Origin of the sequence: Rhizobium sp. G21 (assembly GCF_014158035.1) — a bacterium.
GTDB lineage: Bacteria > Pseudomonadota > Alphaproteobacteria > Rhizobiales > Rhizobiaceae > Rhizobium_E.
Window position 1 is genome coordinate 848,570 of record NZ_JACFXW010000001.1, and the last position, 26,685, is coordinate 875,254.

Genomic DNA, 26,685 nt, shown 5'->3' on the forward strand with positions numbered 1-26,685 from the left:
CGGTATTACTTCCTGCCGGAAGGCAACCTGCCGGCGATCAGTTTTGGCGCGCTCGACTTCAGGGATTCTCCGCGGCCAGACAGGCTCGGATTGGTCATGAAGTAGACCTGCGCGTTGAACGGCTCGTCTCCGTCGCGCACTTCACAGCGCTTGGAGGTACCATCGGGAAGTATCTCGTAGGACTGCTGGTTGTCAATGATGTTGGCCAGCATGATCTGGGAGAGCACCTGCTCATGCACAGTCTTGTTGATGAGCGGCACCAGCGTTTCCACGCGGCGATCGAGATTGCGCGGCATCATGTCGGCGGAGCCGATATAGACTAGCGCCTTTTCATGCGGCAGGCCATAGCCGTTGCCGAAGCAGAAGATGCGGCTGTGCTCCAGGAAGCGGCCGACGATCGAGCGCACCCAGATATTGTCCGAGAGGCCCTCGACCTGCGGACGCAGGCAGCAGATGCCGCGCACCACCAGCTCGACCTTCACGCCGGCGGCGGAAGCGTCATAGAGCGCATCGATGATGTCGGGATCGACCAGCGAGTTCATTTTCATCCAGATCGACGCCGGACGGCCTGCTTTGGCGTGTTCGATCTCTTCGTGGATATGCTGAAGGATGCGCGGACGCAGCGTGGTCGGCGACATCGCGAGCTTCATCCCCGCCTCCGGCTCGCCATAGCCGGTGATGAAGTTGAAGATGTTGGCCATGTCGTGCGCCATGACAGGATTGCAGGTGAAGAAGCTCAGGTCGGTATAGATCTTGGCGGTGACCGGGTGATAGTTGCCGGTGCCGAGATGGCAATAGGTGCGCAGGCGATTGTCCTCGCGGCGGACGACCATGCTCATCTTGGCGTGAGTCTTGAGTTCGATGAAGCCGAACACCACCTGCACGCCGGCGCGCTCCAGGTCGCGGGCCCAGCGGATATTGGCCTCCTCGTCGAAGCGCGCCTTGAGTTCGACCAGCGCGGTGACGGACTTGCCGGCTTCGGCGGCGTCCATCAGGGCGCGCACGATCGGGCTGTCGTTGGAGGTGCGGTAGAGCGTCTGCTTGATGGCGACGACGTCGGGATCGCGCGCCGCCTGGATCAGGAACTGCACCACCACGTCGAAGCTTTCATAGGGGTGGTGGACGATCATGTCCTTCTCGCGGATCGCGGCAAAGCAATCGCCGGCATGTTCGCGCACCCGCTCCGGGAAACGAGCATTGTAGGGGGCGAAGCGCAGATCTTCACGCGGGGCCTTGGCAATCTCGGAAAGTGTGTTGAGCGCGAGGAAGCCCGGCAGGACCGCGATGCGGTTTTCCGGCACGCCGAGCTCGTGGGTCACGAACTGGCGGAGCGACTGCGGCATCTCGGAATCGGTCTCGATGCGGATCACAGAGCCGCGGCGGCGGCGCTTCAGCGCGCTTTCAAAGAAGCGCACCAGATCTTCGGCTTCTTCCTCGACTTCGATATCGCTGTCGCGGATGATCCGGAACGTGCCCGATCCCTCGACTTTATAGCCGGGAAACAGCTTGTTGATGAACAGCAGCACCGTGTCTTCGAGCGTGATATAACGCAGCGCGCCATCCTTGTCGGGCAGCCGGATGAAGCGGTCGAGCGCCTGCGGCAGGCGGATCAGCGCCGTCATCGGCTCCTTGCCCGACAGGCTGGAGAGTTGCAGCCCCATCGAGAAGCCGAGATTGGGGATGAACGGGAACGGATGGGCCGGGTCGATGCAGAGCGGCGTCAGCACCGGAAACAGCGACTCGTCGAATTCCTTCTCCAGCCATTTGCGGTCTTCCTTGGACACCGCGCCGGGACGGACGATCAGGATGTCCTCGCGCGCCAAATATTGCTGGAGCACGGCCAGCGCCGCCTGCTGCTCCATCTGCAGATTATTGATTTCCTTGAGGATCGCGTCGAGCTGTTCGCCCGGGGTCTTGCCGTCCGGGCTCTTGATGGCGACGCCGGCGCGCACCTGGCCTTCGAGACCGGCGACGCGGACCATGAAGAATTCGTCGAGATTGTTGGCCGAAATCGACAGGAAGCGGACCCGCTCGAGCAGCGGATGGTTGGTGTTCAGCGTTTCCTCGAGAACGCGACGGTTGAACTGCAGCCAGGAAAATTCCCGGTTGATGAAGCGCTCGTCGCTTTGGCGGAGCGGATTGGCGGGCGCATCCATGGCAATTGCGTGGGCTTCCGTCTCGTTTGCTTCGGGCGCGCTGATGTTCATGAATTCAATCCGTTCTCTGGATGGCGTCGGGGCATTTGTGAGCCGGGACTATTACAGAATGACGACAGTTCCGTGACAGTCAAGCGTCGCCAGCCTCGCCCTTCAGAACCTCCGCGGCGAGCGCGCGGGACAGCTTGACGCCACGCGCCAGAGCCAGCCGATCGAGTTTGTCGACGATGCTCTGCGCGGCCGCGAGCGATCGCTCCATGCGGCCGACGATATAGGCCGCCAGCTTCTCGTCGATCATCAATTGCCGATCGGCGAACAGTTTGTAGAGCACCTGCGTCAGCAGCGCGTCGTCGGGCGGACCGATCTCGACCAGGGTCGCGGCCTTGAGCCGCGACATCAGGTCCGGCAGCGTCACGCCCCAGGCCGTGGGACGGACGCGCGCGGTGATCAGAAGGCTCTGTCCATGCGCGCGCGCGGCGTTGATGATGTGGAACAGCAGCGTCTGGTCATACGCGTTGCGGTCGGCGTCCTCGACCAGCACCGGGCCGATTTCAGCCAGGCGCACCGCGTCGTCGACAGTCTCGTCGGCCAGGCGGGCGGCGGACGCCGTCTTTCGCCAGATTTCGGCCAGATGCGTTTTGCCCGAACCCGGCGGCCCCGCGAGGACGACCACCGGCGAAGGCCAATCCGGCCAGCGATCGATCAGCGCGGCCGCGGCGCTCAACGGGCTGGAAACAACCAGATCGTCCCGGCCCTGCGCCGCCTCGTGCGAGAAGCTCAGCGGCAATTGTTCGGGTTTCCGTGCGTCGGAAGCGGTCATGTCATCTCTCTGGCGGAGGAAGAACTCCGGCGCGCTCGCTTGCGCCGATGCGTGCGCCATAGCCGTGATAGAGGTCGCTTTCAAGATAGCGCGAGATGGCGTAGCGGACGAGCACGGCGATCGAGGCCGAGGCCGGGACGGCCACCATCAGTCCGACGAAGCCGAACAGGGCGCCGAAGGCCAGCAACGCGAACATCAGCCAGACCGGATGCAGGCCGACCTTCTCGCCGATCAGCTTGGGCTGCAGGATGTAGCCGTCGATGAACTGGCCGATGAAGAAGATGCCGCCGATCAACAGGACCCACGGATAATCCGGCCAGAACTGCACCAGCGCCACGCCTACCGACAGGAAGAAGCCCAGCAGTGATCCGAGATAGGGAATGAAGGAGACGACGCCCGAGACGATGCCGATCAACAGTCCGAAATTCAGCCCGACCAGCGTGAGGCTGCCGCCGTAGAAGATCGCGAGGATCAGGCAGATCGATCCCTGGCCGCGCACGAAGCCGGCGATCGCATCGTCCATCTCGCTCGCCAGCCGCCGAACCGTATGCGACCAGTCGCGCGGCACCCAGCTGTCGACCTTGGCGACCATCTTGTCCCAATCGAGCAGGATGTAGAAAGCGACGACGGGGGTGATGACGAGCAGCGAGAGGATGTCGACCAGCGCCTTGCCCGACGCCCAGATCTGCACCCACGAGACCGCCGATGAAGCTCGCGCCCTCGCCGACATAGCGGGAGAAATTCTGCTTTACGGTGGCGAGCTGGCTCTTCAGCCAGGGCGGCGCATAATGGGAGTCCGCGTCCGCCACCAATTGCTGCAACTGGGTCAGGTAACCCGGAACCTTCTGCGCGAAATCGGACGCCTGCGAGGCCAGGAGCGGGATCACGACGATCAGGCCGACGATCAGCAGCAGCACGAAGAAAATCAGGATGAGCGCCGTGGCGGCCATTCGGCTCAGCCCTCTGCGCTCCAGCCAGTCGGCGACCGGATCGAGAAAATAGGCGAGCGCCATCCCGGCCACGAAAGGCAGCAGGATCGAGGAAAAAAGGTAGAGAAAGCCGATGAACAATGCGAGCACGAGCGACCAGAACAGGATCTGACGCTTCAGGCTCTGGCCGGAAATATGGGTGGTCATCATCGCCTCGTTCCTTCCGCGCTGCACGCCTTCAGGGAATAGGCAGATGCGGCGGAACGGTCAAGCTGGGCCGATGGCGGATGCGCCCAGCCCGCTAGTGAGCAACCCGGTTGCGGCCGTTCATCTTGGCCTGGTAGAGCAGGCCGTCGGCGCGGCGAAGCGCCTGATCCACCGCGTTCTCTCCCGACCGACATTGGGCGAGGCCGATGCTCACGGTGATCCTGACAGGCGCGCCGCCTGCCTCGATCTCGAGCTCTTCGGTAGCGGCGCGGATGCGTTCGGCGACCTCGATCGCCTTGTCGAGCGTGACGGAGCGAAGGAAGACGCAAAATTCCTCGCCGCCCAGACGGGCGACCACATCCCGCCCCCGCACAACCCCGTGACAGCAGCGGGCGAAGGCTTCCAGCGCCAGATCGCCCACCGCATGGCCATGCAGGTCGTTGAGCTGCTTGAAGTGGTCGATATCCAGCATCAATACGACATGCTCCGCTTCGTCGCCGCCGTCGATCGACAGAATCTCGGATGTCTGCTCGAAGAAGGAGCGGCGATTGAGCAGGCCGGTCAACGGATCGATTTCCGCCAGTTTCTGCATGCGCTGGGCGTAGAGTCTCTCGGCGGTGACATCGAGATAGAGATTCAGATGAAAATGCCCGATGGCGCGATGGCGGAACTGGATGCGTCGCGTTTCCCCGCTCGCGGTCCTCACATCGAGATCGAAGGGCGTCATCTCGCGGTTTTCACGACGCGCGGCGGCGATCTCGTCTTCCCATTTCTGCCGCGCCATGGCGCGATAATCGGGATCCGGATAAGCGAGCCGCCACCAGTCCTCGGCATCCTCCAACTGGTCCAAGTCATAACCGAACATCTGCTTGAAGCCCGAATTGACGAACTGGACCTCGTCGCGAAGAGTCGCCACTTCGAAACCCAGCGGCAGCCAGTTCAGAAGCTCCATGAGATTCAACTGCCAATTCACCATGCCGAGCGTGTCGGACGGCGGGGCGTCGCGAAAACTATAGAGACGCAGATCGCGCCCTTCGACGCGGACCGAACTGACATGTGTGACGAGAAGGCGCTCCTTGTCGTCCAGCACGGACTTGATGATGAACGGCTCGCTGATCGCGCCGTTTTGAGGAATCGACCAGATCTGCGTCAGAAGCAGGCTGGCGGCGACGCCGATCAGTTCGTCGATCAGGCGCCCAACCGGGGACGGCGAGCCGGGAATGAAAAAGTTATGCGCGGTCTTGTTGCAGAAACTGACGGTGCGGGACCCTTTTTCAGCAACCAGGACCGGGCCGCCCATGCAATCGATCCAAAATTGCAGCTGGCTTTCGGTCTGATCAGGAGACGCCTCCGCGGTTGCGACATCCGCTGAAGCGGGGTCGAATGCGCGCTTTACGTGAGCCATCCGTCATCGCCTTCCCTGCCCTGCTGCGTCATCGCCGCAGGTTGTTCTACGCAGACTATAAGCGCGTTGGTAACAAAATCGTTTATTTTGCCGCTCTTATTTAATGAATTTATCACATTCAGGCCGCGACCGGATTCAAAGCTCGTCCGGCTCAAGGCGGCGCAACAGATCAGATAGCGGGAAGGAACAGGCCCTCGACGGGGCGGATGCTTTCCGCAAAAGCTCCCCGGTGGCTCTTGGCCGGATGAAACCAACAGATAATCGCGTCTCGAACCGGCTCGTTCCTTGAAATTCTGGGCTGTCCATGCCATTGGCCGCCTTATTTCCTTATCTCACCGGAGAGAGCGATGAGCGAACATGGCAAAAATGGCCTGACCTATTCGGATGCAGGGGTCGATATCGACGCCGGCAACCTGATGGTCGAGAAAATCAAGCCGCTTGTGCGCTCCACCCGCCGCCCCGGCGCGGATGTCGAAATCGGCGGCTTCGGCGGCCTGTTCGATCTCAAGGCGGCCGGCTTCAACGATCCCATTCTGGTGGCGGCAAACGACGGCGTCGGCACCAAGCTGAAAGTGGCGATCGAGGCCGGCAAGCATGACACTGTCGGCGTCGATCTGGTCGCCATGTGCGTCAACGATCTCGTGGTGCAAGCGGCCGAGCCGCTGTTGTTTCTCGATTATTTCGCCACCGGCAAGCTCGATCCCGATCAGGGCGCCGCGATCGTCGCCGGCATCGCCGAAGGCTGCCGCCAGGCCGGCTGCGCGCTGATCGGCGGCGAAACGGCTGAAATGCCCGGCATGTATCGCGAAGGCGACTACGATCTCGCAGGCTTCGCCGTCGGCGCCGCCGAGCGCGGCGAATTGCTGCCCAAGGCGGATGCGGCCGAAGGCGACGTCATTCTCGCCCTCGCCTCCTCGGGCGTTCACTCCAACGGCTATTCGCTGGTGCGCAAGATCGTCGAACTCTCCGGCCTCGGCTGGGACGCGCAAGCGCCGTTCGACGCAGAGAAGACGCTCGGCGAAGCGCTGCTCGAGCCGACCAAAATCTATGTGAAGCCGCTGCTCAAGGCGATCCGCGAGACCGGCGCGATCAAGGCGCTCGCCCATATCACCGGCGGCGGCTTCCCGGAAAACATTCCGCGCGTGCTGCCCAAGACCTTGGCCGCCGAAATCGACCTCGCCGCCATCCCGGTCAAGCCGGTGTTCAAATGGCTGGCCAGCGTGGGCGGCGTGGCCGAGCGCGAGATGCTGCGCACCTTCAATTGCGGCGTCGGCATGGTGCTCGTCGTGTCTCCCGATCAGGCGGACGCGGTGGCGGACGTCCTGACCAATGAAGGCGAAACGGTCGTTCGCCTCGGCCGCATGATCGCCCGCGCAGAAGGCGCAGCCGGCGTCGCCTATCAGGGCAGCCTCGGTCTATGATCAGGAAGCGCGGCGTCATCTTCATCTCCGGCAGCGGCTCCAACATGGTGGCGCTGCTCGAAGCGGCGCGCGCGCCCGATTACCCGGTGGACTTCGTCGCGGTGATCTCCGACAAAGCCGACGCCGGCGGCCTCGCCAAGGCGGAAGCGCTGGGCGTGGCCACTCATGTGTTCGAGCGCAAGGGCTTTGGCTCCAAGGCCGAGCATGAGGCGGCGATCCTGGCCCGTCTGGCCGAGATCGCGCCCGATCTGATCTGCCTCGCCGGCTATATGCGCCTGCTGTCGGCCGATTTCATCGCCGCCTATGAGGGGCGCATCCTCAATATCCACCCTTCCCTGCTGCCGCTGTTTCCGGGCCTTCACACCCATCAACGCGCCATCGAGGCCGGCATGAAAGTGTCGGGCTGCACCGTGCATATCGTCACGCCCGGCATGGATGAAGGCCCGGCGCTGGCGCAGGGCGTCGCGCCGATCCTGGCGGGTGATACGCCGGACGGCTTGGCGGCGCGGGTGCTGAAGGTGGAGCATCAGATCTACAAGGCTGCGGTGGCGAAGTTTGCGGGCGGAGGCGTCGAGACGGACGCGGAAGCGCGGCTGGTGTCGTTCGGGTAAGGGCGCCGGGTCTCCTTCCTGTACTTGCGGTGAGAGGAGCCGTCGAACGCCAGGCGAAAACCTCTCCTCCGTCATGCTCGGGCTTGTCCCGAGCATCTGCAACGCTTTGATATTGTTCGATGTCTCAGATCCTCGGCACAAGGCCGAGGATGACGGAGATGAAAGTGTGCGCCGCCACTCTCTCCGCCCGCACATTCCCTAAAACTCTCCCCATTCTCCTAACCCGCCCTCAACCCCATCGGACTGAACGAGAACGCCGTTAAGCCCGCCTTAACGCGCCTCGCCCTGAATGAGCGCTAAATCAACCGGCGGCGCTGATGTCGAATTTGCGGAAGAAATATTATCTGGTCCTCACCAAGCGACAGGAGCGGCTGGCGATCCTCGGCGGCGTGCTGCTGCTCGCGCCGATCCTGGCGCTGACGGGCCTGTGGATCAACAATGCGCTGACGCTCTCGCGGTTGGGTCAGGCCATGGAGGCGCGGGCGGACGCCTGGAAGGAGGACGCCGCAGCCATCGACCGGCAGGTGACGCCGGCGAGCCTCAAGGACCCGATCAAGCGCAACGCCTATCGACTGGTCAACGGCCATGGGGAATTGCTGCCCGAACGGCGGGTGATCGTGACGGTGCAGGTTCCCATCGGGATGAAGAAAACCGGAGCCGACCGACCGGGCGATCTGGCTGTATTGGCCGACGAGGCGGCGGCGCGGACGCAGGACATGGCGGTGCGCGAATGCGCCCTGATGATCGGACCGCTCGCCGCCGAATGCATGCCGGTGGCGGCGACCGGCCGCCGCATCGGCGCCAACGCCTTCGAATATCAGCTGCAATTGGCGTTTCGCGAGACGCAGCCCTTCGGCAAGCGCGACCGAGACGGCCGCTATGATTTCACGCTGACGCGGTCGACGCCGGGCTCGGAATATATGCGCAAGCGTTTCTATTTCGCCGAGGCCGACCGGCAGCGGCAAAAGATCTATGCGGCTGCGGCCGACGCCTGCAAGGAGATCCGCAAGCGCCAGGGCAATTGCAGCATCACGGCGCTGTCGGTCGCCTCCAAACTCGATCCCGGCACGCCGATGGCGCGGCTCGCAGCGTCGGCAGCCTATGCCAGCCTGGTACCTACGATGAAGCTGGCGGACAACGGCGCGCCCTGAGGGCTTAGAGGCCGTATGTCATCACCGCCCATTGCAGGAGCATGATCGTCTTGCCGTCGGCGATCTTGCCGGTTGCGATCATCTCGAACGCGTCCTTTAAGGGCACTTCGAGGATCTCGATATCCTCGCCCTCTTCTTCCAGTCCGCCGCCCTCGCCCTGTCTCTGGGTCACGTCGATCTCGGCGGCGAAGAAGGAGACGCGCTCGGTCAGCGTGCCCGGCGACATATAGGCGTCGTAGAGATAATCGGCGCGGTCGATGCGGTAGCCGGTCTCCTCCATCGCCTCGCGGATGATGGCGCTCAGGGGATCGTCGCCGTCGAGCAGGCCGGCGGGTGTCTCGATCAGCCAGCCGTCATCGCCGTTCAACACCGGCGGCACGCGCAATTGCCGGACCAGGATCACGCTTTTTCGGGCGGGATCGTAGAGCAGAATGGTGGCCGCGTTGCCGTGATCGTGGATCTCGCGGCTCAACGTCTGGCGGCCGCCCTTCAGCGTCTCATGCTCGACGGTCAGCCGTTGCAGATGCACGAAGCGCTTGTGGAGCGTCTCCGAGGAGAGAATATCGACCTTGCGGGAAGGCTTAGCGTCCATGTCGTCTGCCCTTGTCCATCACGATCCTCCCGCGACCGGCTTTACATGAAACGGGTCGCGGGAAAAGGTCTACTTGCGCAGCCAGACCCGGTTGTCATGCAGGCCGACGCCGCCGAACGGGGCGACATTGTCGGCGCCGGTCAGGACATTGATCCCCTCGCCATCCAGATGCGCCTTGTTGGGCCAGAGACCCTCGACGATCAGCACGCCCGGCATGGTGGTCTCGGTCACCCGCGCATGGATGCGGATCGAGCCTCGGTTATTGCCGATCGTGACGATGTCGCCGGCCTGGATGTCCAGCGCCAGGGCGTCGGCGGGCGCGACCATCACTTCCGGACGCCTTTCCTTCTCCCGCGAGGTCCGAGTTTCGGTGAAGCTCGAATTGAGGAAGTTGCGCGCCGGCGGCGTGGCGAGGCGGAAAGGATGCGCCTCGTCCACCTCCTCAATGACGGGACAGTAATCCGGAAATTCCGGCAGCCGGTCATAGGGGCCGAGCAGGCCGATGGAATCGGGCGGCCGCACCGAACCCTGCTGCCCCACCCAATCCGGCCGGAAGCGGAACTTGCCGTCGGGATGGGCGAAACCGTCGAGATAATGGGCCGCGCGGAACTCCGGCTGGCGGTCGAACCAACGGTCGTTGAGCAGATCGTCATAGCTCGGCAGGCCGGGAACCGAGAGGATGCGCTCGATATGCGCGCGTTCGCTCATGCCGAAGCCCGGCTGGTCGGCGACGCCAAGGCGCTTGGCCAGTTCCTCGATGACGAAGAGGTTGGTTCTCACATCTTCCGGCGGCTCGAGCAGCTTGGGCCCGAGCATGATGTGGCTCTGGCCGCCGCCGCGATAGATGTCGTCATGCTCGACGAACATGGTGGCCGGCAGCACGATATCGGCGATCTCGGCCGTCTCGGTCATGAATTGCTCGTGGACGGCGACGAACAGGTCGGTACGGGCGAAACCCTGCCGCACCAGCCGCTGCTCGGGCATGACATTGGCCGGATTGGTGTTCTGGATCAGCATGGCCGTGACGGGCGGGCCGTTGCGCAGCGCCCGCGCATCGCCGGTCAGGATGCGGCCGAGCTCGGACTGGTCGAGTTCACGGATCGAGGGATCGACCAGCGCCTTGCCGGTCAGCAGCCGGTTGTCCATGCCGAAAATATGCGAATTGCTGTGGAAGGCGCCGCCGCCCTCATATTGCCAGGAGCCGAGCACGCTCGCCACCGACAGCGCCGCATGCATGGAGACGGCCCCGTTGCGCGAGCGGGTGAAGCCGTAGCCGAGGCGGAAATAGCTCTTCTTCGTCTCGCCCACCAGGCGGGCGAACGTCTCGATCTCCTCGACCGACAGGCCGGTGATGGCGGACGCCCATTGCGGGGTCTTTGTCGCGACATGCGCTTCGAGGCCCTGGGGGTCGTCGGTGTAGCGCGCCATATAGTCCCGGTCGGCGTAACCGTCGCGGAAGGCGACATGCATGACGGCGCAGGCAAGCGCTGCGTCCGTGCCGGGCTTGAGGATCAGTTTCAGATCCGCCTGCTTCATGGTCGGCGTGTCGTAGATGTCGATCGCCACGACTTTCGCGCCGCGCTCTTTGCGGGCGCGCATGGCGTGCGTCATCACATTGACCTGGGTCGAGACCGCATTGGTGCCCCAGATGACCACGCAATCGGACTTGGCCATTTCGCGCGGATCGGGGCCGCGCAATTGGCCGGTGCCCATGACATATCCGGTCCAGGCCGGATTGACGCAGATGGAATCGAAAAAGCCGGAATATTTCTTTGCCGCAGTCAGCCGCTCGATCGAATCGCGCTGCACCCAGCCCATCGTGCCGGCGTAGAAATAGGGCCACACAGATTCGGAGCCGTGCTTCGCCTCGGCCTTGCGAAGGCTTCCGCGATCTCGTCGAGCGCCTGCTCCCAGGTGACCTGCTGCCAGAAGCCCGCGGCCTTGGCGCCCGAACGCCGCATCGGATGCATCAGCCGGTCAGGATGATAGAGGCGTTCGGCATAGCGCGCCACCTTGGCGCAGATCACGCCGGCGGTGTAGCTGTTGTCGGCGCCGCGCACCCGGCCCATCTTGCCGTCGGGCAGGATCTCGATGTCGAGCGCGCAGGTGGAGGGACAGTCATGCGGACAGGCCGAATGACCGATGGCGATTTTTTCGGAGGGGCGGGTCGCAATGTTCATGCTATCGGTATAATTCAGCCGACGCCGCGCCGCTAGCCGGGCTCGCGCGCATTGACAAATATCATCCCGACTTCACCGGAAATCATGAATTACCGCCATATCTACCACGCCGGAAATTTCGCTGACGTCCTCAAGCACGCCGTGCTGGCGCGGCTCGTCGACTACCTCAAGCAGAAGGACAAGCCCTTCCGCGTGATCGACACCCATGCCGGCATCGGGATCTACGACCTCTCCAGCGAAGAGGCGCAGAAGACCGGCGAATGGCTCGACGGCGTCGGACGACTTCTGGAAAAGAATATTCCGGCCAAGGTCGCGCCGCTTCTGGCGTCCTATCTCCAGGCGGTGACATCGCTCAATCCAGACGGCGGCGTGCAATTCTATCCCGGCTCGCCGAAGATCGCCCGCCATCTGCTGCGCAGCCAGGACCGGCTGTCGCTGATGGAGCTGCATCCCGAGGACTACGAGACGCTGCACGCCAATTTCGACGGCGATTTCCAGACCCGCGTCACCCATCTCGACGGCTGGCTGGCGATGAACGCGCATGTGCCGCCGAAGGAGAAGCGCGGCCTGATCCTCGTCGATCCGCCTTTTGAGAAGGACGGCGAATATAAGCGCCTCGCCGACTATCTCGGCAAGGCTTGGCGCAAATTCCCCGGCGGCGTCTATTGCCTATGGTATCCGCTGAAGAAGGGCGCGCCGATTCCGGAGTTCCACGCCGCGCTGCATGCGCTCGAAATCCCCAAGACGCTGGCGGTGGAGCTCACCGTGCGCAGCGAGCGCGACACGACCGGCCTGACCGGAACCGGCCTCATCATCGTCAATCCGCCCTTCACGCTGAAGGGCGAACTCGACATCCTGCTGCCTTTTCTGAAAGAGCGTCTTGGTCAGGACCGCTCCGCGTCGGCGCGGGCGATATGGATCCGCGGCGAAGGCTGATCGATGCGTCAGCCCGTCAGGCGGGGCATGTTGACGACCTTGAGAAACAGCGCGTTCATGGCGTCGGCGATGCCGCTCGAGGGGCTGACTTCGAAATAGAGACCGTCGCTTGCGCAAGCCCTCATATTCGTGGCGATTTCGCTGCGGAACGGCTTGATCCAGGTGTTGTACCAACCGTTGTTGCCGATCTCCAAATAGGTCGTGTAGAGGACTGCGATACGGACGCCGTTGGCCTTGATCTTGGTGCAGACCGACGTGTCGATGGGCTGCTGGCACCGCGTGTTTCCACTGAGCTTCTTGAGGCAACCGTTTGCTCGGCTGGCGTCCTCGACGCCGTCGCTGACCAGGAACAGCACCTTCTGCCGGTCCGCTGAATTCAGTCCTTGGCCGCCCGTTCCCATCGTCGCTTTCAGCGACGTCAAATTGGTCAAGAGATCGGTCTGCTGATCGTTGTTGTAGTTCTGATGAGGGATGCTCATGATGTCGACCGTGCCGGCGGCCGTCTTGATCGTATCGAGATTGGACGACATCGCGGCGACTTCGGTGAGCACGGCGTTGGTCGCGGCGGCCCCCATCGTGTAGAGCGCCATGCGGTACTGGTCGTTATAGCGACGGGTGGATTTGGCCGTACTGATCATCGATTGCGTCGCCGACGCCACCAATTGAATGCGAAGGGTCGCGCCGATCGTCTTGGCGAGCGCATAGGCGTCGTTGGTGCTTCCCTCGATATGGCAGGCGAAAGCGCAACCGCCATTGTTGGATTCCAGCAACGCGATGTCGCTGGTCGTCGCGCCCAGACCCATCGAGGGGGAATTGTCGAGCATCAGATAGAAGTCGGTATAGGTGACCGGCGAATAGGTTCCGGTGGCGGACCCGGCGATGTCGATCGAATTCCTGCCGACGATCTTCAAAAAGGTCGTCGGCACGCTGGCGTGAAACTCGACGCGAGACGTGAAGGTGGTGCTGTTTCTCTCGATGTCAAAATTGAAATCGGTCAGATAGGCCAGCGTCTTGGCGTCTGTGTTGGTCCTGAACCACTGTTGCGCGTCCGCTTCCGCCTCGGCGATCGCGCCGGTGCTGCCGTTGGTCAGCGCGGCGAGAACCCCGACGGATTGTTCCGCGATCGCCCCGACCGCAGCGGAATCGGCCGCTTGCTGCAGTTTCTGGCGGGCGTCCAAGGCGGACATGTAGTCGAGAGCCGAACCGATCGACATACAGAGCACAACAATCAGCAACGCCGCCATCATGGCGAAATTTCCCGAGCGATCTTTCATCAGCGACTTTAACATGGCGCCCCGCCTTTGGTTGGAACGCCATCAATAATTCGAAGCTGCTAATGTCAGGATAACTGGATTAGTTAATCGAAACCGACGAGACAACGTAAAACGCCTCGCCTTCCCGTCGCACCGGGACGCCAAGAAACGGTTCATAGCCCAGCGGCGCATCGGCTAGGCTCTTGACCCCCGCGCCGCTTCCAGACAAAGCTCACGCGGTGTTTTCAGGAGATCGCTTCATGTCCGCCGCCCGGATCGCCTTGGCTCTTTCGCTCGCTCTCTCCGCCGTTTCGGCGCAGCCCGCCTTCTCGTTCGAGTTCCTGAGAATGCCGGCGCCGCAATGCGATTCCGCCAAGGTGCTGGCCTCGCTGAAAGAGCGCGTCGACGGTCGTTTCCGTTCGGTGAACAAGACCAAGCTCTATATAAAGAAAGTCGTCGATGCGCGGACGACCTATGAGCGACCCAAGGACGAGTTGCACAGGGTCGGCCGCAAATTCTGCCACGGCGTGGCGTTGATGGGCGGAGCCGGCTCGAAATACGAAAAACGCGACATCTGGTACACGCTGTCGACGCCGCAGGATCTCGCCGGCATTCCCGGCGTCGCCAGGATCGATTTCTGCATTTCCGGGCTCGACGTCTGGCGGATCTACGGCAAGGATTGCTCGACGCTCCGCACCACCATCGGCTGGTGACGGCCATGCGCGCCGCAGTTCGTCTGCTGGTCGCACTCACGGCGTCGATCGCCGGCTTTTCGGGGTCGGCGGCAAAGGCCGAGTCCTTCGATTTCTACGTCCTGTCGCTGTCGTGGTCGCCGAGCTGGTGCGCGGCAAATCCGGGTCGCGCCGACGATGCGCAATGCGAAGAAAAGCGACGATTCATCGTTCATGGCCTCTGGCCGCAGAACGAGCGCGGCTGGCCGCAATTCTGCAAGAGCGACGAGCCAGAGCGCGTTCCGTCGGCGATGATGCGCGAGATCGGCGACGTCATGCCGTCGATCGGGCTTGCAGGTCATCAATGGCGCAAGCACGGCGCTTGCTCTGGGCTGAGCCAACAGCGCTATTTCCGCCTCCTCGAAGACGCCTATCGGCGGATCAAGCTGCCCGCCGTGATGTTCGACGGAAAGATAGATCGTCGGATCGGCGTAGACGAGATCGAAGCCTTGATGACCAGGGCGAATCCCGGACTGCCGCGAGACGGCGTCGCGGTTTCCTGCAGCGACGGCAGACTCGAAGAGATACGGATCTGCCTGACGAAATCGCTCGGGTTCCGGTCATGCGAGGAAGTCGATCGCCAATCCTGCCGCGCCAAAAGCGTCGTTATCCCCTCCGCACAATGAAAGTCGCGCCATGAAGCTGCTCTACTCGTCGACATCGCCTTTTTCCGCGAAATGCCGCATGGCGTCGCGCTATCTCGGTCTCGACGTCGAGTTCGTGGCCGTCAAGACCGACGAAGAGCCGGCGCTGCTGGTCGACAACAACCCGCTCGGCAAGATACCTTGTCTCGTACGGGATGACGCGCCGCCGGTGTTCGACAGCGGCGCCATCATGCAGTTCTTCAATCGAGACGCGAAGGGCAAGCTCTATCCGCGCAATCCGACACGGCGCACGGAGGCCGAAGTTCTGGAATCGTTATGCGACGGCGTCACGGATTGCCTGATCGCCATCATCTACGAGCGTCGGTTCCGCCCAGAAGACAAGCAGCACCAGCCTTGGATAGACAGGCAATGGGTGAAGGTAGAACGGGCGCTCGACCATCTCAACGCCAATCTTCCCAAAACGGGCAAGAGCCTGCATGGCGGCCATTTCGCGCTGGCGGCGCTGCTCGGCTATCTCGATCTGCGCTTCGCCGGACAATGGGAAAAGGGGCGCGGCAAGCTGAAGGCCTGGCGAAAAAGTTCGAGCGCGTCTTCGCTGATTACGACGCGCTCAAACCGCAGGCCTGATATAGGCCCGTCATAATTCATTTCAGGGGGTAACGCCGCGTTGCGGCTCCACGTCGCCGGGCGCAGGCGTCGCGTCGATCGCATCCTGAGCGGGAGGCTCGGTGTTGCTGTCGGCGCCGACTGCAGGCGGGTCCGGCTGTTCGGGAGCGATCGAGAAGCCATAGATCTCCGCGGCTCCCCAGGCCAACATCGCCAGTATCAGGCCAGCCACGAGAACCCAAAGCACCGGCACGCCCTTGGAACCCTGCCGAGCTTCGGTGGCATTGCGTTCGACCGTGCGATCGACGATCGGCGCATCCTTCACTTTTCCATCCGTATCGATGTATCTGGACATGTGGGATCCTCCCGGATGTGGCGACGTCAGGCGACGCCGGGTTTCATTGAAGCGACGAATTCCGGATAGGCGCTCAAAAACTGGTCTTCCGAGCCGCTGAATCCTTCCTCGCACGTAAGCCGCACCGCGATATTGTCGCCGACATCGAGCGCGCCGTCGAAAAACATAGCCGCCTCACTGCCGTTCTGGCGGATCAGATCGACGGATTTGACGAAGCCGTTGTCGAGCAGCCAATCGCGCGACGCCATCACGCTGACGAGAATCTTGTAGTCGTCGCCGTCGCTGCGGATCGCCCGCACTTGATAGGCGGCCGGCGCTTCCTGGCTGTCTAGGCGGATACGCCCCTGCCCGTCGGCCTCGCCGAGATGGTCTTCGCTGTCTTCGGCCATATCCTCGTCCTCGGTGATCACGGCCGCATGGACGCGGCCTTCGAGAATTCAACGGCGCACCGAGGTGATGGTTCCACCGGCGCCGAAACGCGCAAAACCCCGCCGCTCGTCGCGACGGGGTCTTTTCGGTGGATTGATCCGGTTATGGATCGCTGGATCAGAAGCGCATGCCGAGGCCGACGGAGACCTGATGCTCCTTGAAGCCGCGATCGCGCGCGCCGCTGTCGAGGTCGAAGGTCTGGGTCTGGTAGTTGGTGAAGCGGTATTCGGTCCGCGCCGTGATCTGGTCGGTGATCTTGGCTTCGACGCCGGCGCCGATGGTCGCGCCGAACAGCGTCTTGGAGTCTTCCGAGGTGCCGTCTTCGGCCTTGACATTGGTAGCGGCCAGACCAGCGGCGCCGTACACCAGAGCAGGCTGCAGGTCGTAGCCCACGCGGCCACGGATCGCGCCGTTCAGGCGCTGGGTGGTTTCGACGCCATTCTTGTTGCCATCGACGCCGGAATAGTTGACGTCGGCTTCGCCGCCGTAAACGATCTGGCCCTGCTGCATGTTGTAGCCGCCATAGAGGCCGCCGCCGAGACCGTTGGTGTCGTAGCCGCCGGGAGCGGTCTTCGCCCATTGCTGGGTCACGCGACCGCCGACATAGGCGCCGTCCCAGCCGCCGACCGGAGCCATTGCGTCCTGGGCTTCCGGCGCGATCGGAACTTCGTCGATGGCGTCGGCCGCCTGGGCGGCGGTGAGAGCGGACAGCATCATGGTGGAAGCTGCGAGCGTCACGAACAGATTGCGCATTTTCTTCTCCTTACATCCGACGTGCTGGGTCGCGCCCAGCGTCGCTATTGAATTTCGACATGACCCAAAAGGATCCAAAGCTCTGATGCACCCTTAATGAAGCGTTTCTCATTACCAACCGGTTAATCAAAAGAGGCAATGTTGTGACATTTTTCGGCATCCAGGCCTCAATTCATGTCGCCTGCAAATTTATTCGTTCATTTACCAAGCTTATACTTTAAAATTTTTCGAACTTATTTTTGATTATCATGGTAAACAAAAGCTTTAATCTGAAATTTGCACATGCGCGTATCATGCCTATATCTTGCGGCGACAAGTCCGCGGGCGATTCAGAAGGCGCATCAGTTGAATATATCTTCCATCAAAACTGCGTTGGTCACCGGCGGATCAACGCGAATCGGCGCAGCGATTGTGAAGGATCTTGCCGAGCACGGTTTCGCCGTAGCCATCCACGCCAACGGCTCCGTGGCGCAGGCGCAGGAACTTTGCAGCGAGATCCGGTCCCGGGGCGGCAAGGCCGCCGTGGTGCAGGCGGATCTCTGCGACGCCACGGCGCGCGCCGGGATCATCGCGGCGGCGGTCGAGGCGCTGGGGTCTATCGGTCTCGTGATCAACAACGCCTCGATCTTCGAGGACGATTCCATCGAGAGCTTCGACGAGGCGGTGTTCGAACGGCATTTCGCCGTGCATGTGAAGGCGCCGGCCGCCCTCATCCGTGATTTCGCAGCGCAATTGCCCGAGCATGCGCAGGGGCTGGTCGTGAACATGGTCGATCAACGGGTCTGGGCGCTCAATCCGCGATTCTTCACCTATACGCTGTCCAAGGCCGCGCTCTGGACTGCAACGCAGACCCTGGCTCAGGCGCTCGCGCCGAAAATCCGGTCAATGCGATCGGTCCCGGCCCGACGCTGAAGAACGAGCGGCAGAGCGACGCGGACTTCGCAGCGCAGGTGGAGGGACTGATCCTGAAAGCCGGTCCCGCGCTTCCGGAATTCGGCCGCACCATTCGTTTTCTCTTTGACACGCCGTCGATCACGGGCCAGATGATCGCTTTGGACGGCGGGCAACATCTTGCCTGGCAAACCCCGGATGTCGCGGAGATCAAGGAATGACGGCAATGACGCCGAAGGATGGCGGCGTTCTCTATGACGAAAATCTGACGGAAGACGAGTTCGACGAGACCGACGACGCCGAGATCGTCGCCGTCAAGGGTCCCGATATCGCCTGGCGCGAAACGCCGCTGCCGGAAACCGGGCTGACGGGCATGGAGCTGATCGGGGAATTCGTCAAGCAACTCCCCAACAGTCCCGGCGTCTACCGCATGCTCAACGCCGAAAACGAGGTGTTGTATGTCGGCAAGGCGCGGTCGCTGAAAAAGCGCGTCGGCAATTACGCCCAGGGCCGGGTGCATTCCAACCGTACGGCGCGGATGGTGCGCGAAACCGCCAATATGGAATTCGTCATCACCCGGACGGAAACCGAGGCGCTGCTGCTCGAAGCCAATCTGATCAAGCGGCTGCGCCCGCGCTTCAACGTGCTGCTGCGCGACGACAAGTCCTTTCCCTATATCCTGATCACCGGCGGCCATCGCGCTCCGGCGATCTACAAGCATCGCGGCGCGCGCGTGCGCAAAGGCGATTACTTCGGCCCCTTCGCCTCGGCCACCGCCGTGGGCCGGACGATCAATTCGCTGCAGCGCGCCTTCCTGCTGCGCACCTGCACCGATTCGGTGTTCGAGAGCCGTACGCGGCCCTGCCTTCTCTACCAGATCAAGCGCTGTTCGGGCCCCTGCACCCATGAGGTCTCGGATCAGGACTATGACGAACTGGTGCGAGAGGCGCGCGACTTCCTGTCCGGCAAGAGCCAGAACGTGAAGGCGGAGATCGCCGGCCAGATGAATCAGGCCGCCGAAGATCTGGATTACGAGCGCGCCGCCGTCTATCGCGACCGTTTGGCGGCGCTGTCGCATGTGCAGAGCCATCAGGGCATCAATCTCGCCAGCGTCGAGGAAGCCGACGTCTTCGCCATCCATCACGACGGCGGGCTCTCCTGCATTCAGGTGTTCTTCTATCGCACCGGCCAAAACTGGGGCAACCGGGCCTATTTCCCGAAGGCTGACCCGTCGCTGACGTCGGCGGAGGTGCTGAACGCGTTTCTGGCGCAGTTCTACGACGACAAGCCCTGCCCTCGGCAGATTCTCCTCTCGGAAACGATCGAGGAAATGGAATTGTTGTCGGACGCGCTGACCGAGCGGGCCGGCTTCCGCGTCGCAATTCACGCGCCGCAGCGCGGCGAAAAGCGCGAGGTGGTGGACCACGCGCTCAACAATGCGCGCGAGGCGCATGGCCGAAAGATCGCCGAGACGTCGTCGCAGACGCGGCTACTCGCAGGCATGGCGGAGACCTTCGGCCTTCCCCACCCGCCCCGTCGCATCGAGATTTACGACAACTCCCATATCATGGGGACGAATGCGGTCGGCGGCATGGTGGTGGCCGGCATGGACGGATTCCTCAAGAACCATTACCGCAAGTTCAACATCAAATCCGAGGACCTGACGCCCGGCGACGACTTCGGCATGATGCGCGAAGTGATGACGCGCCGCTTCAGCCGTCTCATCAAGGAGCATGGCAAGCCCGACCGCAGCAAGCCGCCGGAAGAGGACGACGTCGTACCCGCCTGGCCGGACGTCATCCTGATCGACGGCGGCCAGGGACAGATGACCGCCGTGCGGGCCATTCTGGCGGAACTCGACATCACCGATTGCGTGACCGCGATCGGCGTCGCCAAGGGCGCAGATCGCGAAGCCGGTCGCGAGCGATTCTTCCAACAAGGCAAAGCCTCGTTCACCCTGCCGCCGCGCGACCCGGTGCTCTACTTCATTCAGCGCATGCGCGACGAGGCGCACCGCTTCGCCATCGGCTCACACAGGGCGCGGCGCAAGAAGGAGCTGGTGAAAAATCCGCTCGACGAAGTGGCCGGCATCGGGCCCACCCGCAAGCGCGCCCTTCTACAACATTTCGGCACGGCGAAAGCGGTGTCGCGCGCCGGCATACAGGATCTGATGGCGGTGCAGGGCATCTCGGAGGCGGTGGCGCGATTGATCTATGCGCATTTCCACGACGCCCTGCCGGAAAAATAACGGTTGCGCGATCTGCCCCTTCATGACAAAAGCGCCGCCTTGCTGGGCAAGACGGCGCTTTCGAATTGGGGGTCGGTCAGCGTAATGGCAGAACGAGGACTCCGCGTATTTTACATCTGACCGACCGGCCCCACGATTCAGGAGATGCGGCGGACCTGAGCATCATGGGGTAGCTGGTAAGGTTTTGTTTCCCAACCGTTAAAATGAACATGACCGGGAATCGGGCGGAAATCAACGGCCCCTTGCGCATTATGCAGTGGAAACAATTCATATTTCACGGGTTTCTAACAAAGAAGCTCAAAATGTGCATTTGTAACAACGCTGAAATATGAGCAACAAGCGAGCAAGCCTTGCACAAGTTATGGCAGGTAGACTCAGAAATGCTCACTTAAGCGCCATTCCAAACAAACCGCATAGGACCCTGAAATCATTGAAAAATGCCAATTTGTCATATTAAATGAGATTTCAGGGTTTTATTGATTTGTACTGTCCGGCTTCTATCAGCAACCCTAAGGGGCCGAGGATTGAGTCGTTGTCGTCAAGCGGGTTTCTCGACGGCGGCATTTTCCTCAACAAAGCTGTGGATAACTATGGTCCGATGACCCGGCGGGACTCTTGACCAGGCGTAATTTTCATGAATCGCGCCTGCTTCGCGGGCAATTCCGCAAAAACATCGGAGACTCACTCGCGAAATTGTTCCGACTCGTCCAAATGCGGCTGGTGATCAGGCTGCGGCAGCGACGACGCGGTTGCGCCCTGCATGCTTGGCCTCATAGAGCGCCTTGTCGGCTTGCTTGAGAAGTTGATCCGGCGTCTCTGCGCCCCATACGGTGGAGGAAATGCCGATCGAGGCGGTGATCGGCAAGGTGAGCCCCGCGCTGCGAAGCTTGAAGGCCTCGATTTCCACCACGGCGCGCAACCGTTCAGCGACGACGGCGGCGACATCGGGCGTGGTGTCGGGCATGACCACCACGAATTCCTCGCCGCCGAAGCGGCAGGCGAGATCCGCCCCGCGCACCGTCTGGCGCACGCGGTTGGCGAATTCGCGCAGCACTTCGTCGCCGGCGTCATGACCATAGGTGTCGTTGACCGACTTGAAGCGGTCGATATCGGTGATGAGCAGCGACAACGGCCGCCCGCGAACACGGGCGCGTTCGAACAACGTCTTGAGATGGCGGTCGAGATAGCGGCGATTGTTGAGGCCCGTGAGGCCGTCCGTCACCGCCAGTTCGAGCGTCTGTTCGAGGCCGGCGCGCAGCTGATCGTTGGCCCGCTTGCGGCGGATCTGCGTGAGGCAGCGCACAAGAAGCTCATTCGGCTCGATCGGCCGAAGAATATAGTCGTTGACGCCCAGTTCGAGCGCCCGCACCACCATGGCTTCGCCACCCTGATCGACCACCAGAAGAATGGGAATGAACCGGGATCGCTCCAGCGAGCGCAGCTGAGAACACAGCCGCAAGGGATCGTATTCGTCGAAATTGGAATTGACGATCACAAGATCGTACTCGCCTTCCGCCGCATCGAAGATCGCGGCCTGCGGGTCGGAAATGGCCCTGACTTCGGCAATCGGCTTCAAGGTGCGGGCAATGCGCTCCTGCGAATTGGCGCGGCCGTCGACCAGCAGCACATTGGCCGGCTCGCCCTGATCGCGATCGGCGTTGAAGGACGCCATGTCGAGTCCGACGCTGCGCGCCGTCTCGGCGCGGAGGCGCAATTCGTCGTTCAGCATCTTGAGGCGAACCAGGCTCTTCACCCGCGCCATCAATTGCAGGTCGTTGACCGGCTTGGTGAGAAAATCGTCTGCGCCGGCTTTCAGCCCGCGCACGCGATCGGAAGCCTGATCGAGCGCGGTGACCATGACCACGGGGATATGCGCGGTGCGCGGATTGGCCTTGAGGCGTTCGCAGACTTCGAACCCGTCGATCCCCGGCATCATAATGTCGAGCAGGATGACGTCGACGGGCGTCTTGGCGCAGATATCGAGGCATTTATAGCCGTCATCCGCCGTCAGCACCTCGAAATATTCCGCAATGAGCCGCGCTTCGAGCAGCTTCAGATTGGCGGGGATATCGTCGACGACAAGGATACGCGCGGTCATGAGGGCTCCAGGTCAGGCGTCGCCCAGATAGGTTTTGATGGTTTCCAGAAATTTCGGCACCGAAATCGGCTTGGAAATATAGGCTTCGCAACCGCCCTGGCGGATTCGCTCCTCGTCGCCCTTCATCGCGAAGGCGGTGACGGCGATGACGGGAATGACATGCAGCTCGTCGTCTTCCTTCAGCCATTTCGTGACTTCGAGGCCCGAAACTTCCGGCAGCTGGATATCCATGAGAATGAGATCGGGGCGATGCTGGCGAGCGAGATCGAGCGCCTCCATGCCGTTGCGCGTCTGGATGGTCTTGTATCCCGACGCCTCGATCAGGTCTCGAAAGAGCTTCATGTTGAGCTCGTTGTCCTCGACGATCATCACCTGTTTCGGCATGGCGGTTCCAAAATACCCTTCATCTGCGCGCCTGACGTTTTCGAGTCCCATTTGAGGACGGCATGCAGTATTTACACGGTCGGTCCGATCGACCTTACGGCGATTCAGTTTACAAAGACGTAATGAAGCCCATGAAAAACCCAAGCCGCCCGCCCGCCTCAGTCACGCCCGAACAGGCCGACGAGATCGCCGTGAAGATCCTCGCCTGGCTTTCGGGTCATGACGACCTGATGTCGCGCTTTCTCGCCATGACCGGCATCGAGGCGCGCGACATCCGGCGCGCGGCCGGCGAGCCCGGCTTTTTCGGCGGCCTGACCGGCTTCCTGATGAATCACGAGCCGACCCTGATGGCTTTCAGCGCCGAGAGCGGCGTTCCCGTCGAACGGATCCAGGCGGCGCATCGGCATTTCGCCGGTCCTGGCGAAGGGGTCTGGCTGTGATCGACGCGGTGCTCGCCTCCCTCGCCTCGTCTGCGCGACCGCTGCTCGTCTGCGACGTCGACGAAGTGATCCTAGAATTCCTCGATCCGTTTCACGCCTATCTGGAATCCGTCGATCATCGGCTGCATCCCGATTCCTTCCGGCTGCATGGCAATGTCAGGCATGTCGGCGGCGAGGCGGCGACGGCGGAGGCCGTCGACGCCTTTCAGGAAGAGTTCTTCCGCACGCAGGACAAATGGCAAAAACCCGCGCGCAACGCGCGCGCGACCCTGGAGCGGCTGAGCGCCGGCGCCGACATCGTGCTGCTCACCGCGATGCCGCCGCGACATCAGGGCGTGCGGCGGGCGCTGCTCGATCTGTTCGGATTTCACTTCCCGATGATCGCCACGGAAGAGCCGAAAGGGCCCGTGGTCAACCAATTGATCTCCGATCGCGGCGTGCCGGCCGCCTTCGTCGACGACATCTTCACCAATCTTCATTCGGTGCGGACCCATGCTCCGGATTGCCTGTTGATCAACCTGATGGCCAACGACATCTTCCGCGCCATGGCGCCCGATCCCGGTGAGCGCATCCATAAGGCGGAAAGCTGGCTGGAGGCGGAGCGGTTGATCCGCGGCCATTTCGGCCAGGATTGAGAATTGCGGCATACAGCGATGATTGCGCTTGAGCGCGATCCCGGCTGTCGATAGGGTCGCTCCGTTCAATCTTTGTTCCGATCGCCATGGCCGATGTCGAGAGAGTGTCCGGTTTCTGCCGTGATTGCCTGGCGCCCGCGGCCGCTGGGGCGCGTCGCTGCGGCAAATGCGGCAGCCCTCGCCTGCTCAAACATCCGGAACTCTTTCAGCTGACGGTCGCCCATGTCGATTGCGACGCCTTCTACGCCTCGGTGGAGAAGCGAGACAATCCGGAACTCGCCGACAAGCCGGTGATCGTCGGCGGCGGCAAGCGCGGCGTGGTGTCGACCGCGTGCTATATCGCCCGCATTCGCGGCGTCAAAAGCGCCATGCCGATGTTCAAGGCGCTCGAAGCCTGCCCGGACGCCGTCGTCGTCAAGCCGGACATGGAGAAATACGCCCGCGTCGGTCGCCAGATCCGAACCATGATGCAGGATATGACGCCGCTGGTGCAGCCGCTGTCCATCGACGAGGCGTTCCTCGATCTCGCCGGGACAGAACGGCTGCATCACGATCCGCCGGCGCGGACCTTGGCGAAATTCGCCAGGCGGGTCGAGCAAGAGATCGGGATCACCATCTCGGTCGGGCTGTCCTATTGCAAATTCCTGGCCAAGGTCGCCTCGGACATGAACAAGCCGCGCGGCTTTTCCGTGATCGGCGAGGTCGAAGCGGTGGAGTTTCTCAAACCCAAGCCGGTGACGCTGATCTGGGGCGTCGGCAAGGCGTTTGCCGAGACGCTCGCGCGGGATGGCGTGACCCAGATTGGCCAATTGCAGCAGATGGAGGAGAGCGATCTCATGCGCCGCTATGGCGTCATGGGTCGGCGGCTCTATTCCTTGTCGCGGGGCATAGACGATCGCCGGGTGCATCTGAACGACGAGGCCAAGAGCGTGTCGGCCGAAACCACCTTCTTCGACGACCACGCCTCGGTAGAGGCGCTGACGCCTCCTCTGCGCGCGCTGGCCGAACAGGTGTCGAAGCGGCTGAAGAAGACCGCGACTGCGGGCCGGACCGTCGTGCTGAAGCTGAAGACCGCGGACTTCAAATTGCGAACCCGCAACCGGCGGCTCGACTCTCCGACCCAGCTCGCCGACCGGATCTTTCGTGAAGGCCTGTCCCTGCTCGACAAGGAGCTCGACGGCACGAAATTCCGCCTGATCGGCATCGGCGTCACAGATCTCTGCGACGAGGGTCAGGCCGATCCGCCTGATCTCGTCGATCCCGACGCCGGCAGGCGTGCAGCCGCCGAGGCCGCCATGGACAAGCTCAGGGACAAGTTCGGCGTCAAGAGCATCGAGACCGGCTACACGTTCGGGCGCGGCAAGCGCGGGCATGGGCCTTGAGCCGAGACGGCAACATTCTCCTCGCGTATTTACCAAGCATAAACCATGTTTTCACACCTATGCTTGTTTCCGTGGAAACAGCGCCCCTTGAAAATCTTTCGTAATTGATCTTCTATAGTTTTCGAGGCGACAGTATAGTGTGGAGAACGCCCATGAATTTTCGCGCCATTTTGGGACTGGCTCTGGCGACGACATTTCTCTTCGGCGCAACAGCCAAAGCGGAGAGCGACGATCCCCTGCAGATCTTCGTGTCCAAGGACAAACAAAGCTTGGCGGTTTATGACGGCGCGGCGCTGGTGGCGACCAGCAACGTCTCCACCGGAAAACCCGGCCACACAACGCCGTCGGGGATCTTCTCGGTGCTCGAAAAGCGCAAGACCCATTTTTCCAATCTATACGACGACGCGCCGATGCCCTTCATGCAACGGCTGACCTGGTCCGGCATCGCCTTGCATGAATCGGCGCATGTGCCGCGCTATCCGGCCTCGCATGGCTGCGTGCGCATGCCGCGCGACTTCGCCAAGATGCTGTTCGGCATGACCAAGCGCGGCTACCATGTGGTGATCGCAGACCGTGAAATGGCGCCGCAGCCGATGCCGGAAATCGGCCTGTTCAAGCCGCGCTATCCGGCCCGAGACGGCGAGCTGTTGAGCGATGCGGCCATGCGGCCCAGCATGCCGGCGGGCGATTCGGCCGTCGAAATCGCGGCCGCCGAAACCCTGCCGAAGCTCGGAGCGGGCGCGGTGGCGGAACTGCCCAAGCCGCAGCCGGCGCTGAAACTGCTGATCACGCGGGTGACCGAACGTCACGCGTTGCGCGAAGTCCAGGCCATGCTGAACCAACTCGGCTATGAAGCCGGCGACGAGATGGGAACGCCGACCGCCAAGACCGCCAAGGCGATCAAGGCTTATCAGAGCCTGCACGGCCAGAAGCCGACCGGACAGATGAACGCCGCACTCCGCACGTCCATCTATAAAGTGCTGAACCGCAAGGCCCCGACCGGGTGGCTCTATGCCCGCCAGAATTTCAAGCCGGTCTTCGACGGCCCGGTCGACATCAACGAGCCGGACCTGGCGCTCGGCACGCATTTCTATCACGCCGTCGCCGTGCATCCCGCCCAGCGCCGCGCCGACTGGTACGGCGTCACGCTCGACAACCGGATCACGGCGAAACAAGCGGCGCGCCTCGGCATCGACCGCTATCCGGACGCCGAGGCCGAGGATGCCGCCCAGATCGCCTTCGAACGGATCTCGATCCCCACCGACCTTCGCGACAAGATCGAAATGATGATGGGCAGCGGCACCTCCTCACCATCACCGACGCGCAGGACACGCTCAACACCGGCGACGGCACCGATTTCATCACCACGACCGTCGAACCGCGCAAGGCCGGGTGAGCCTTCCATTCCAATGACGATCTCCTGAACCGCCGGGCGTCGCATCGCCCGGCGGTTTTGCGTTGGGCAAG

The 26,685-nt window shown here is 62.3% G+C and carries 21 protein-coding genes and 4 pseudogenes; 13 read left to right on the forward strand and 12 right to left on the reverse strand.

From position 1 onward, the window contains the following. Window positions 1-5: 5 nt before the first annotated feature. The 4 genes and pseudogenes from H2O14_RS04295 to H2O14_RS04310 form a co-directional block, all read right to left on the reverse strand. On the reverse strand, window positions 6-2,156 hold the full coding sequence (locus H2O14_RS04295; protein WP_246697520.1) for an RNA degradosome polyphosphate kinase: 2,151 nt from the start codon (window positions 2,154-2,156) through the stop codon (window positions 6-8). Between the two features lie 130 nt (window positions 2,157-2,286). Next, a complete protein-coding gene (gene hdaA / locus H2O14_RS04300; protein ID WP_182826656.1) occupies window positions 2,287-2,976 on the reverse strand; it encodes a DnaA regulatory inactivator HdaA in 690 nt (229 codons plus the stop codon). A 1-nt stretch (window position 2,977) separates the two neighbouring features. Beyond that, a pseudogene (locus tag H2O14_RS04305) lies at window positions 2,978-4,112 on the reverse strand (AI-2E family transporter). A gap of 94 nt (window positions 4,113-4,206) precedes the next feature. Beyond that, a complete protein-coding gene (locus H2O14_RS04310) occupies window positions 4,207-5,412 on the reverse strand; it encodes a GGDEF domain-containing protein (protein WP_182826657.1) in 1,206 nt (401 codons plus the stop codon). A 452-nt stretch (window positions 5,413-5,864) separates the two neighbouring features. Between H2O14_RS04310 and purM the strand changes: the two genes are divergently transcribed. The 3 genes from purM to H2O14_RS04325 all read left to right on the forward strand — a co-directional run bounded on the left by purM (window position 5,865) and on the right by H2O14_RS04325 (window position 8,700). Next, window positions 5,865-6,938 (forward strand): phosphoribosylformylglycinamidine cyclo-ligase, encoded by a 1,074-nt coding sequence (gene purM, locus H2O14_RS04315; protein WP_182826658.1) that lies wholly within the window; start codon window positions 5,865-5,867, stop codon window positions 6,936-6,938. Beyond that, window positions 6,935-7,549 carry a phosphoribosylglycinamide formyltransferase gene (gene purN, locus H2O14_RS04320; RefSeq protein ID WP_182826659.1) on the forward strand — a complete coding sequence of 205 codons (615 nt, stop codon included), beginning with the start codon at window positions 6,935-6,937 and terminating at the stop codon, window positions 7,547-7,549. Before purM ends, purN begins: the two co-directional genes overlap by 4 nt. 317 nt (window positions 7,550-7,866) lie before the next feature. Further along, entirely contained in the window at window positions 7,867-8,700 is an 834-nt protein-coding gene (locus H2O14_RS04325; RefSeq protein ID WP_182826660.1) for a hypothetical protein, read from the forward strand. A 4-nt stretch (window positions 8,701-8,704) separates the two neighbouring features. On the opposite strand, the gene H2O14_RS04330 is transcribed toward H2O14_RS04325, so the two are convergent. Next, entirely contained in the window at window positions 8,705-9,292 is a 588-nt protein-coding gene (locus H2O14_RS04330) for an NUDIX domain-containing protein (RefSeq protein WP_182826661.1), read from the reverse strand. Between the two features lie 69 nt (window positions 9,293-9,361). Further along, window positions 9,362-11,472 (reverse strand): annotated as a pseudogene (locus H2O14_RS04335) (molybdopterin oxidoreductase family protein). Between the two features lie 84 nt (window positions 11,473-11,556). On the opposite strand from H2O14_RS04335, the gene H2O14_RS04340 reads away from it, so the two are divergent. Beyond that, complete coding sequence (locus H2O14_RS04340) at window positions 11,557-12,408, forward strand: 23S rRNA (adenine(2030)-N(6))-methyltransferase RlmJ (protein ID WP_182826662.1); 852 nt, start codon at window positions 11,557-11,559, stop codon at window positions 12,406-12,408. 8 nt (window positions 12,409-12,416) lie between these two features. Here H2O14_RS04340 and H2O14_RS04345 read toward each other — a convergent pair whose 3' ends face one another. Next, window positions 12,417-13,697, reverse strand: a complete 1,281-nt coding sequence (locus tag H2O14_RS04345; protein WP_182826663.1) for a TadE/TadG family type IV pilus assembly protein — start codon at window positions 13,695-13,697, stop codon at window positions 12,417-12,419. Window positions 13,698-13,921: 224 nt separating this feature from the next. On the opposite strand from H2O14_RS04345, the gene H2O14_RS04350 reads away from it, so the two are divergent. From H2O14_RS04350 to H2O14_RS04360, 3 genes and pseudogenes are all read left to right on the forward strand, one after another. Next, window positions 13,922-14,374 carry a hypothetical protein gene (locus tag H2O14_RS04350; RefSeq protein WP_182826664.1) on the forward strand — a complete coding sequence of 151 codons (453 nt, stop codon included), beginning with the start codon at window positions 13,922-13,924 and terminating at the stop codon, window positions 14,372-14,374. Continuing rightward, window positions 14,341-15,018: a ribonuclease T2 family protein gene (locus H2O14_RS04355; RefSeq protein WP_246697289.1), complete on the forward strand. Its 678-nt coding sequence runs from the start codon at window positions 14,341-14,343 to the stop codon at window positions 15,016-15,018. The genes H2O14_RS04350 and H2O14_RS04355 overlap by 34 nt, the downstream gene beginning before the upstream one ends. Before the next feature lie 10 nt (window positions 15,019-15,028). After that, window positions 15,029-15,624, forward strand: a pseudogene (locus H2O14_RS04360) (glutathione S-transferase family protein). Window positions 15,625-15,646: 22 nt separating this feature from the next. Here the strand turns inward: H2O14_RS04360 and H2O14_RS04365 are convergent. The 3 genes from H2O14_RS04365 to H2O14_RS04375 form a co-directional block, all read right to left on the reverse strand. Next, complete coding sequence (locus tag H2O14_RS04365; protein WP_182829466.1) at window positions 15,647-15,958, reverse strand: hypothetical protein; 312 nt, start codon at window positions 15,956-15,958, stop codon at window positions 15,647-15,649. Between the two features lie 26 nt (window positions 15,959-15,984). Next, complete coding sequence (locus H2O14_RS04370; RefSeq protein WP_182826665.1) at window positions 15,985-16,347, reverse strand: hypothetical protein; 363 nt, start codon at window positions 16,345-16,347, stop codon at window positions 15,985-15,987. Between the two features lie 157 nt (window positions 16,348-16,504). Continuing rightward, window positions 16,505-17,140 carry an outer membrane protein gene (locus tag H2O14_RS04375; protein WP_182826666.1) on the reverse strand — a complete coding sequence of 212 codons (636 nt, stop codon included), beginning with the start codon at window positions 17,138-17,140 and terminating at the stop codon, window positions 16,505-16,507. A 345-nt stretch (window positions 17,141-17,485) separates the two neighbouring features. On the opposite strand from H2O14_RS04375, the pseudogene H2O14_RS04380 reads away from it, so the two are divergent. Together H2O14_RS04380 and uvrC are read left to right on the forward strand one after the other, a co-directional pair. Beyond that, window positions 17,486-18,252 (forward strand): annotated as a pseudogene (locus H2O14_RS04380) (SDR family oxidoreductase). Continuing rightward, window positions 18,249-20,279: an excinuclease ABC subunit UvrC gene (gene uvrC / locus H2O14_RS04385; RefSeq protein WP_182826667.1), complete on the forward strand. Its 2,031-nt coding sequence runs from the start codon at window positions 18,249-18,251 to the stop codon at window positions 20,277-20,279. Before H2O14_RS04380 ends, uvrC begins: the two are co-directional and overlap by 4 nt. Before the next feature lie 724 nt (window positions 20,280-21,003). On the opposite strand, the gene H2O14_RS04390 is transcribed toward uvrC, so the two are convergent. After that, complete coding sequence (locus H2O14_RS04390) at window positions 21,004-22,377, reverse strand: PleD family two-component system response regulator (RefSeq protein ID WP_182826668.1); 1,374 nt, start codon at window positions 22,375-22,377, stop codon at window positions 21,004-21,006. Between the two features lie 12 nt (window positions 22,378-22,389). After that, window positions 22,390-22,761: a response regulator gene (locus H2O14_RS04395; RefSeq protein ID WP_137153959.1), complete on the reverse strand. Its 372-nt coding sequence runs from the start codon at window positions 22,759-22,761 to the stop codon at window positions 22,390-22,392. Window positions 22,762-22,883: 122 nt separating this feature from the next. Here H2O14_RS04395 and H2O14_RS04400 point away from each other — a divergent pair, with 122 nt between their 5' ends. From H2O14_RS04400 to H2O14_RS04415, 4 genes are all read left to right on the forward strand, one after another. Beyond that, on the forward strand, window positions 22,884-23,201 hold the full coding sequence (locus H2O14_RS04400) for a DUF3572 domain-containing protein (protein ID WP_182826669.1): 318 nt from the start codon (window positions 22,884-22,886) through the stop codon (window positions 23,199-23,201). After that, on the forward strand, window positions 23,198-23,836 hold the full coding sequence (locus tag H2O14_RS04405) for a hypothetical protein (protein WP_312858550.1): 639 nt from the start codon (window positions 23,198-23,200) through the stop codon (window positions 23,834-23,836). The genes H2O14_RS04400 and H2O14_RS04405 overlap by 4 nt, the downstream gene beginning before the upstream one ends. 86 nt (window positions 23,837-23,922) lie before the next feature. Then, complete coding sequence (locus tag H2O14_RS04410) at window positions 23,923-25,218, forward strand: DNA polymerase IV (RefSeq protein WP_182826670.1); 1,296 nt, start codon at window positions 23,923-23,925, stop codon at window positions 25,216-25,218. Window positions 25,219-25,370: 152 nt separating this feature from the next. Beyond that, window positions 25,371-26,642, forward strand: coding sequence for a L,D-transpeptidase family protein (locus H2O14_RS04415; protein ID WP_182826671.1), 1,272 nt, complete (start codon window positions 25,371-25,373; stop codon window positions 26,640-26,642). Window positions 26,643-26,685 lie beyond the last annotated feature (43 nt).

What these genes read in the sequence shown, in the direction of transcription:
- hdaA (WP_182826656.1), bottom strand. Translation starts at nt 2,976, where the DNA reads ATGACCGCTTCCGACGCACGGAAACCCGAACAATTGCCGCTGAGCTTC.
- H2O14_RS04310 (WP_182826657.1), bottom strand. Translation starts at nt 5,412, where the DNA reads ATGGGCGGCCCGGTCCTGGTTGCTGAAAAAGGGTCCCGCACCGTCAGT.
- H2O14_RS04395 (WP_137153959.1), bottom strand. Translation starts at nt 22,761, where the DNA reads ATGCCGAAACAGGTGATGATCGTCGAGGACAACGAGCTCAACATGAAG.
- purM (WP_182826658.1), top strand. Translation starts at nt 5,865, where the DNA reads ATGAGCGAACATGGCAAAAATGGCCTGACCTATTCGGATGCAGGGGTC.
- H2O14_RS04330 (WP_182826661.1), bottom strand. Translation starts at nt 9,292, where the DNA reads ATGGACGCTAAGCCTTCCCGCAAGGTCGATATTCTCTCCTCGGAGACG.
- H2O14_RS04295 (WP_246697520.1), bottom strand. Translation starts at nt 2,156, where the DNA reads ATGGATGCGCCCGCCAATCCGCTCCGCCAAAGCGACGAGCGCTTCATC.
- H2O14_RS04415 (WP_182826671.1), top strand. Translation starts at nt 25,371, where the DNA reads ATGAATTTTCGCGCCATTTTGGGACTGGCTCTGGCGACGACATTTCTC.
- H2O14_RS04370 (WP_182826665.1), bottom strand. Translation starts at nt 16,347, where the DNA reads ATGGCCGAAGACAGCGAAGACCATCTCGGCGAGGCCGACGGGCAGGGG.
- H2O14_RS04340 (WP_182826662.1), top strand. Translation starts at nt 11,557, where the DNA reads ATGAATTACCGCCATATCTACCACGCCGGAAATTTCGCTGACGTCCTC.
- H2O14_RS04350 (WP_182826664.1), top strand. Translation starts at nt 13,922, where the DNA reads ATGTCCGCCGCCCGGATCGCCTTGGCTCTTTCGCTCGCTCTCTCCGCC.
- H2O14_RS04325 (WP_182826660.1), top strand. Translation starts at nt 7,867, where the DNA reads ATGTCGAATTTGCGGAAGAAATATTATCTGGTCCTCACCAAGCGACAG.
- H2O14_RS04345 (WP_182826663.1), bottom strand. Translation starts at nt 13,697, where the DNA reads ATGTTAAAGTCGCTGATGAAAGATCGCTCGGGAAATTTCGCCATGATG.
- H2O14_RS04400 (WP_182826669.1), top strand. Translation starts at nt 22,884, where the DNA reads ATGAAGCCCATGAAAAACCCAAGCCGCCCGCCCGCCTCAGTCACGCCC.
- purN (WP_182826659.1), top strand. Translation starts at nt 6,935, where the DNA reads ATGATCAGGAAGCGCGGCGTCATCTTCATCTCCGGCAGCGGCTCCAAC.
- H2O14_RS04365 (WP_182829466.1), bottom strand. Translation starts at nt 15,958, where the DNA reads ATGTCCAGATACATCGATACGGATGGAAAAGTGAAGGATGCGCCGATC.
- uvrC (WP_182826667.1), top strand. Translation starts at nt 18,249, where the DNA reads ATGACGGCAATGACGCCGAAGGATGGCGGCGTTCTCTATGACGAAAAT.
- H2O14_RS04390 (WP_182826668.1), bottom strand. Translation starts at nt 22,377, where the DNA reads ATGACCGCGCGTATCCTTGTCGTCGACGATATCCCCGCCAATCTGAAG.
- H2O14_RS04410 (WP_182826670.1), top strand. Translation starts at nt 23,923, where the DNA reads ATGGCCGATGTCGAGAGAGTGTCCGGTTTCTGCCGTGATTGCCTGGCG.
- H2O14_RS04375 (WP_182826666.1), bottom strand. Translation starts at nt 17,140, where the DNA reads ATGCGCAATCTGTTCGTGACGCTCGCAGCTTCCACCATGATGCTGTCC.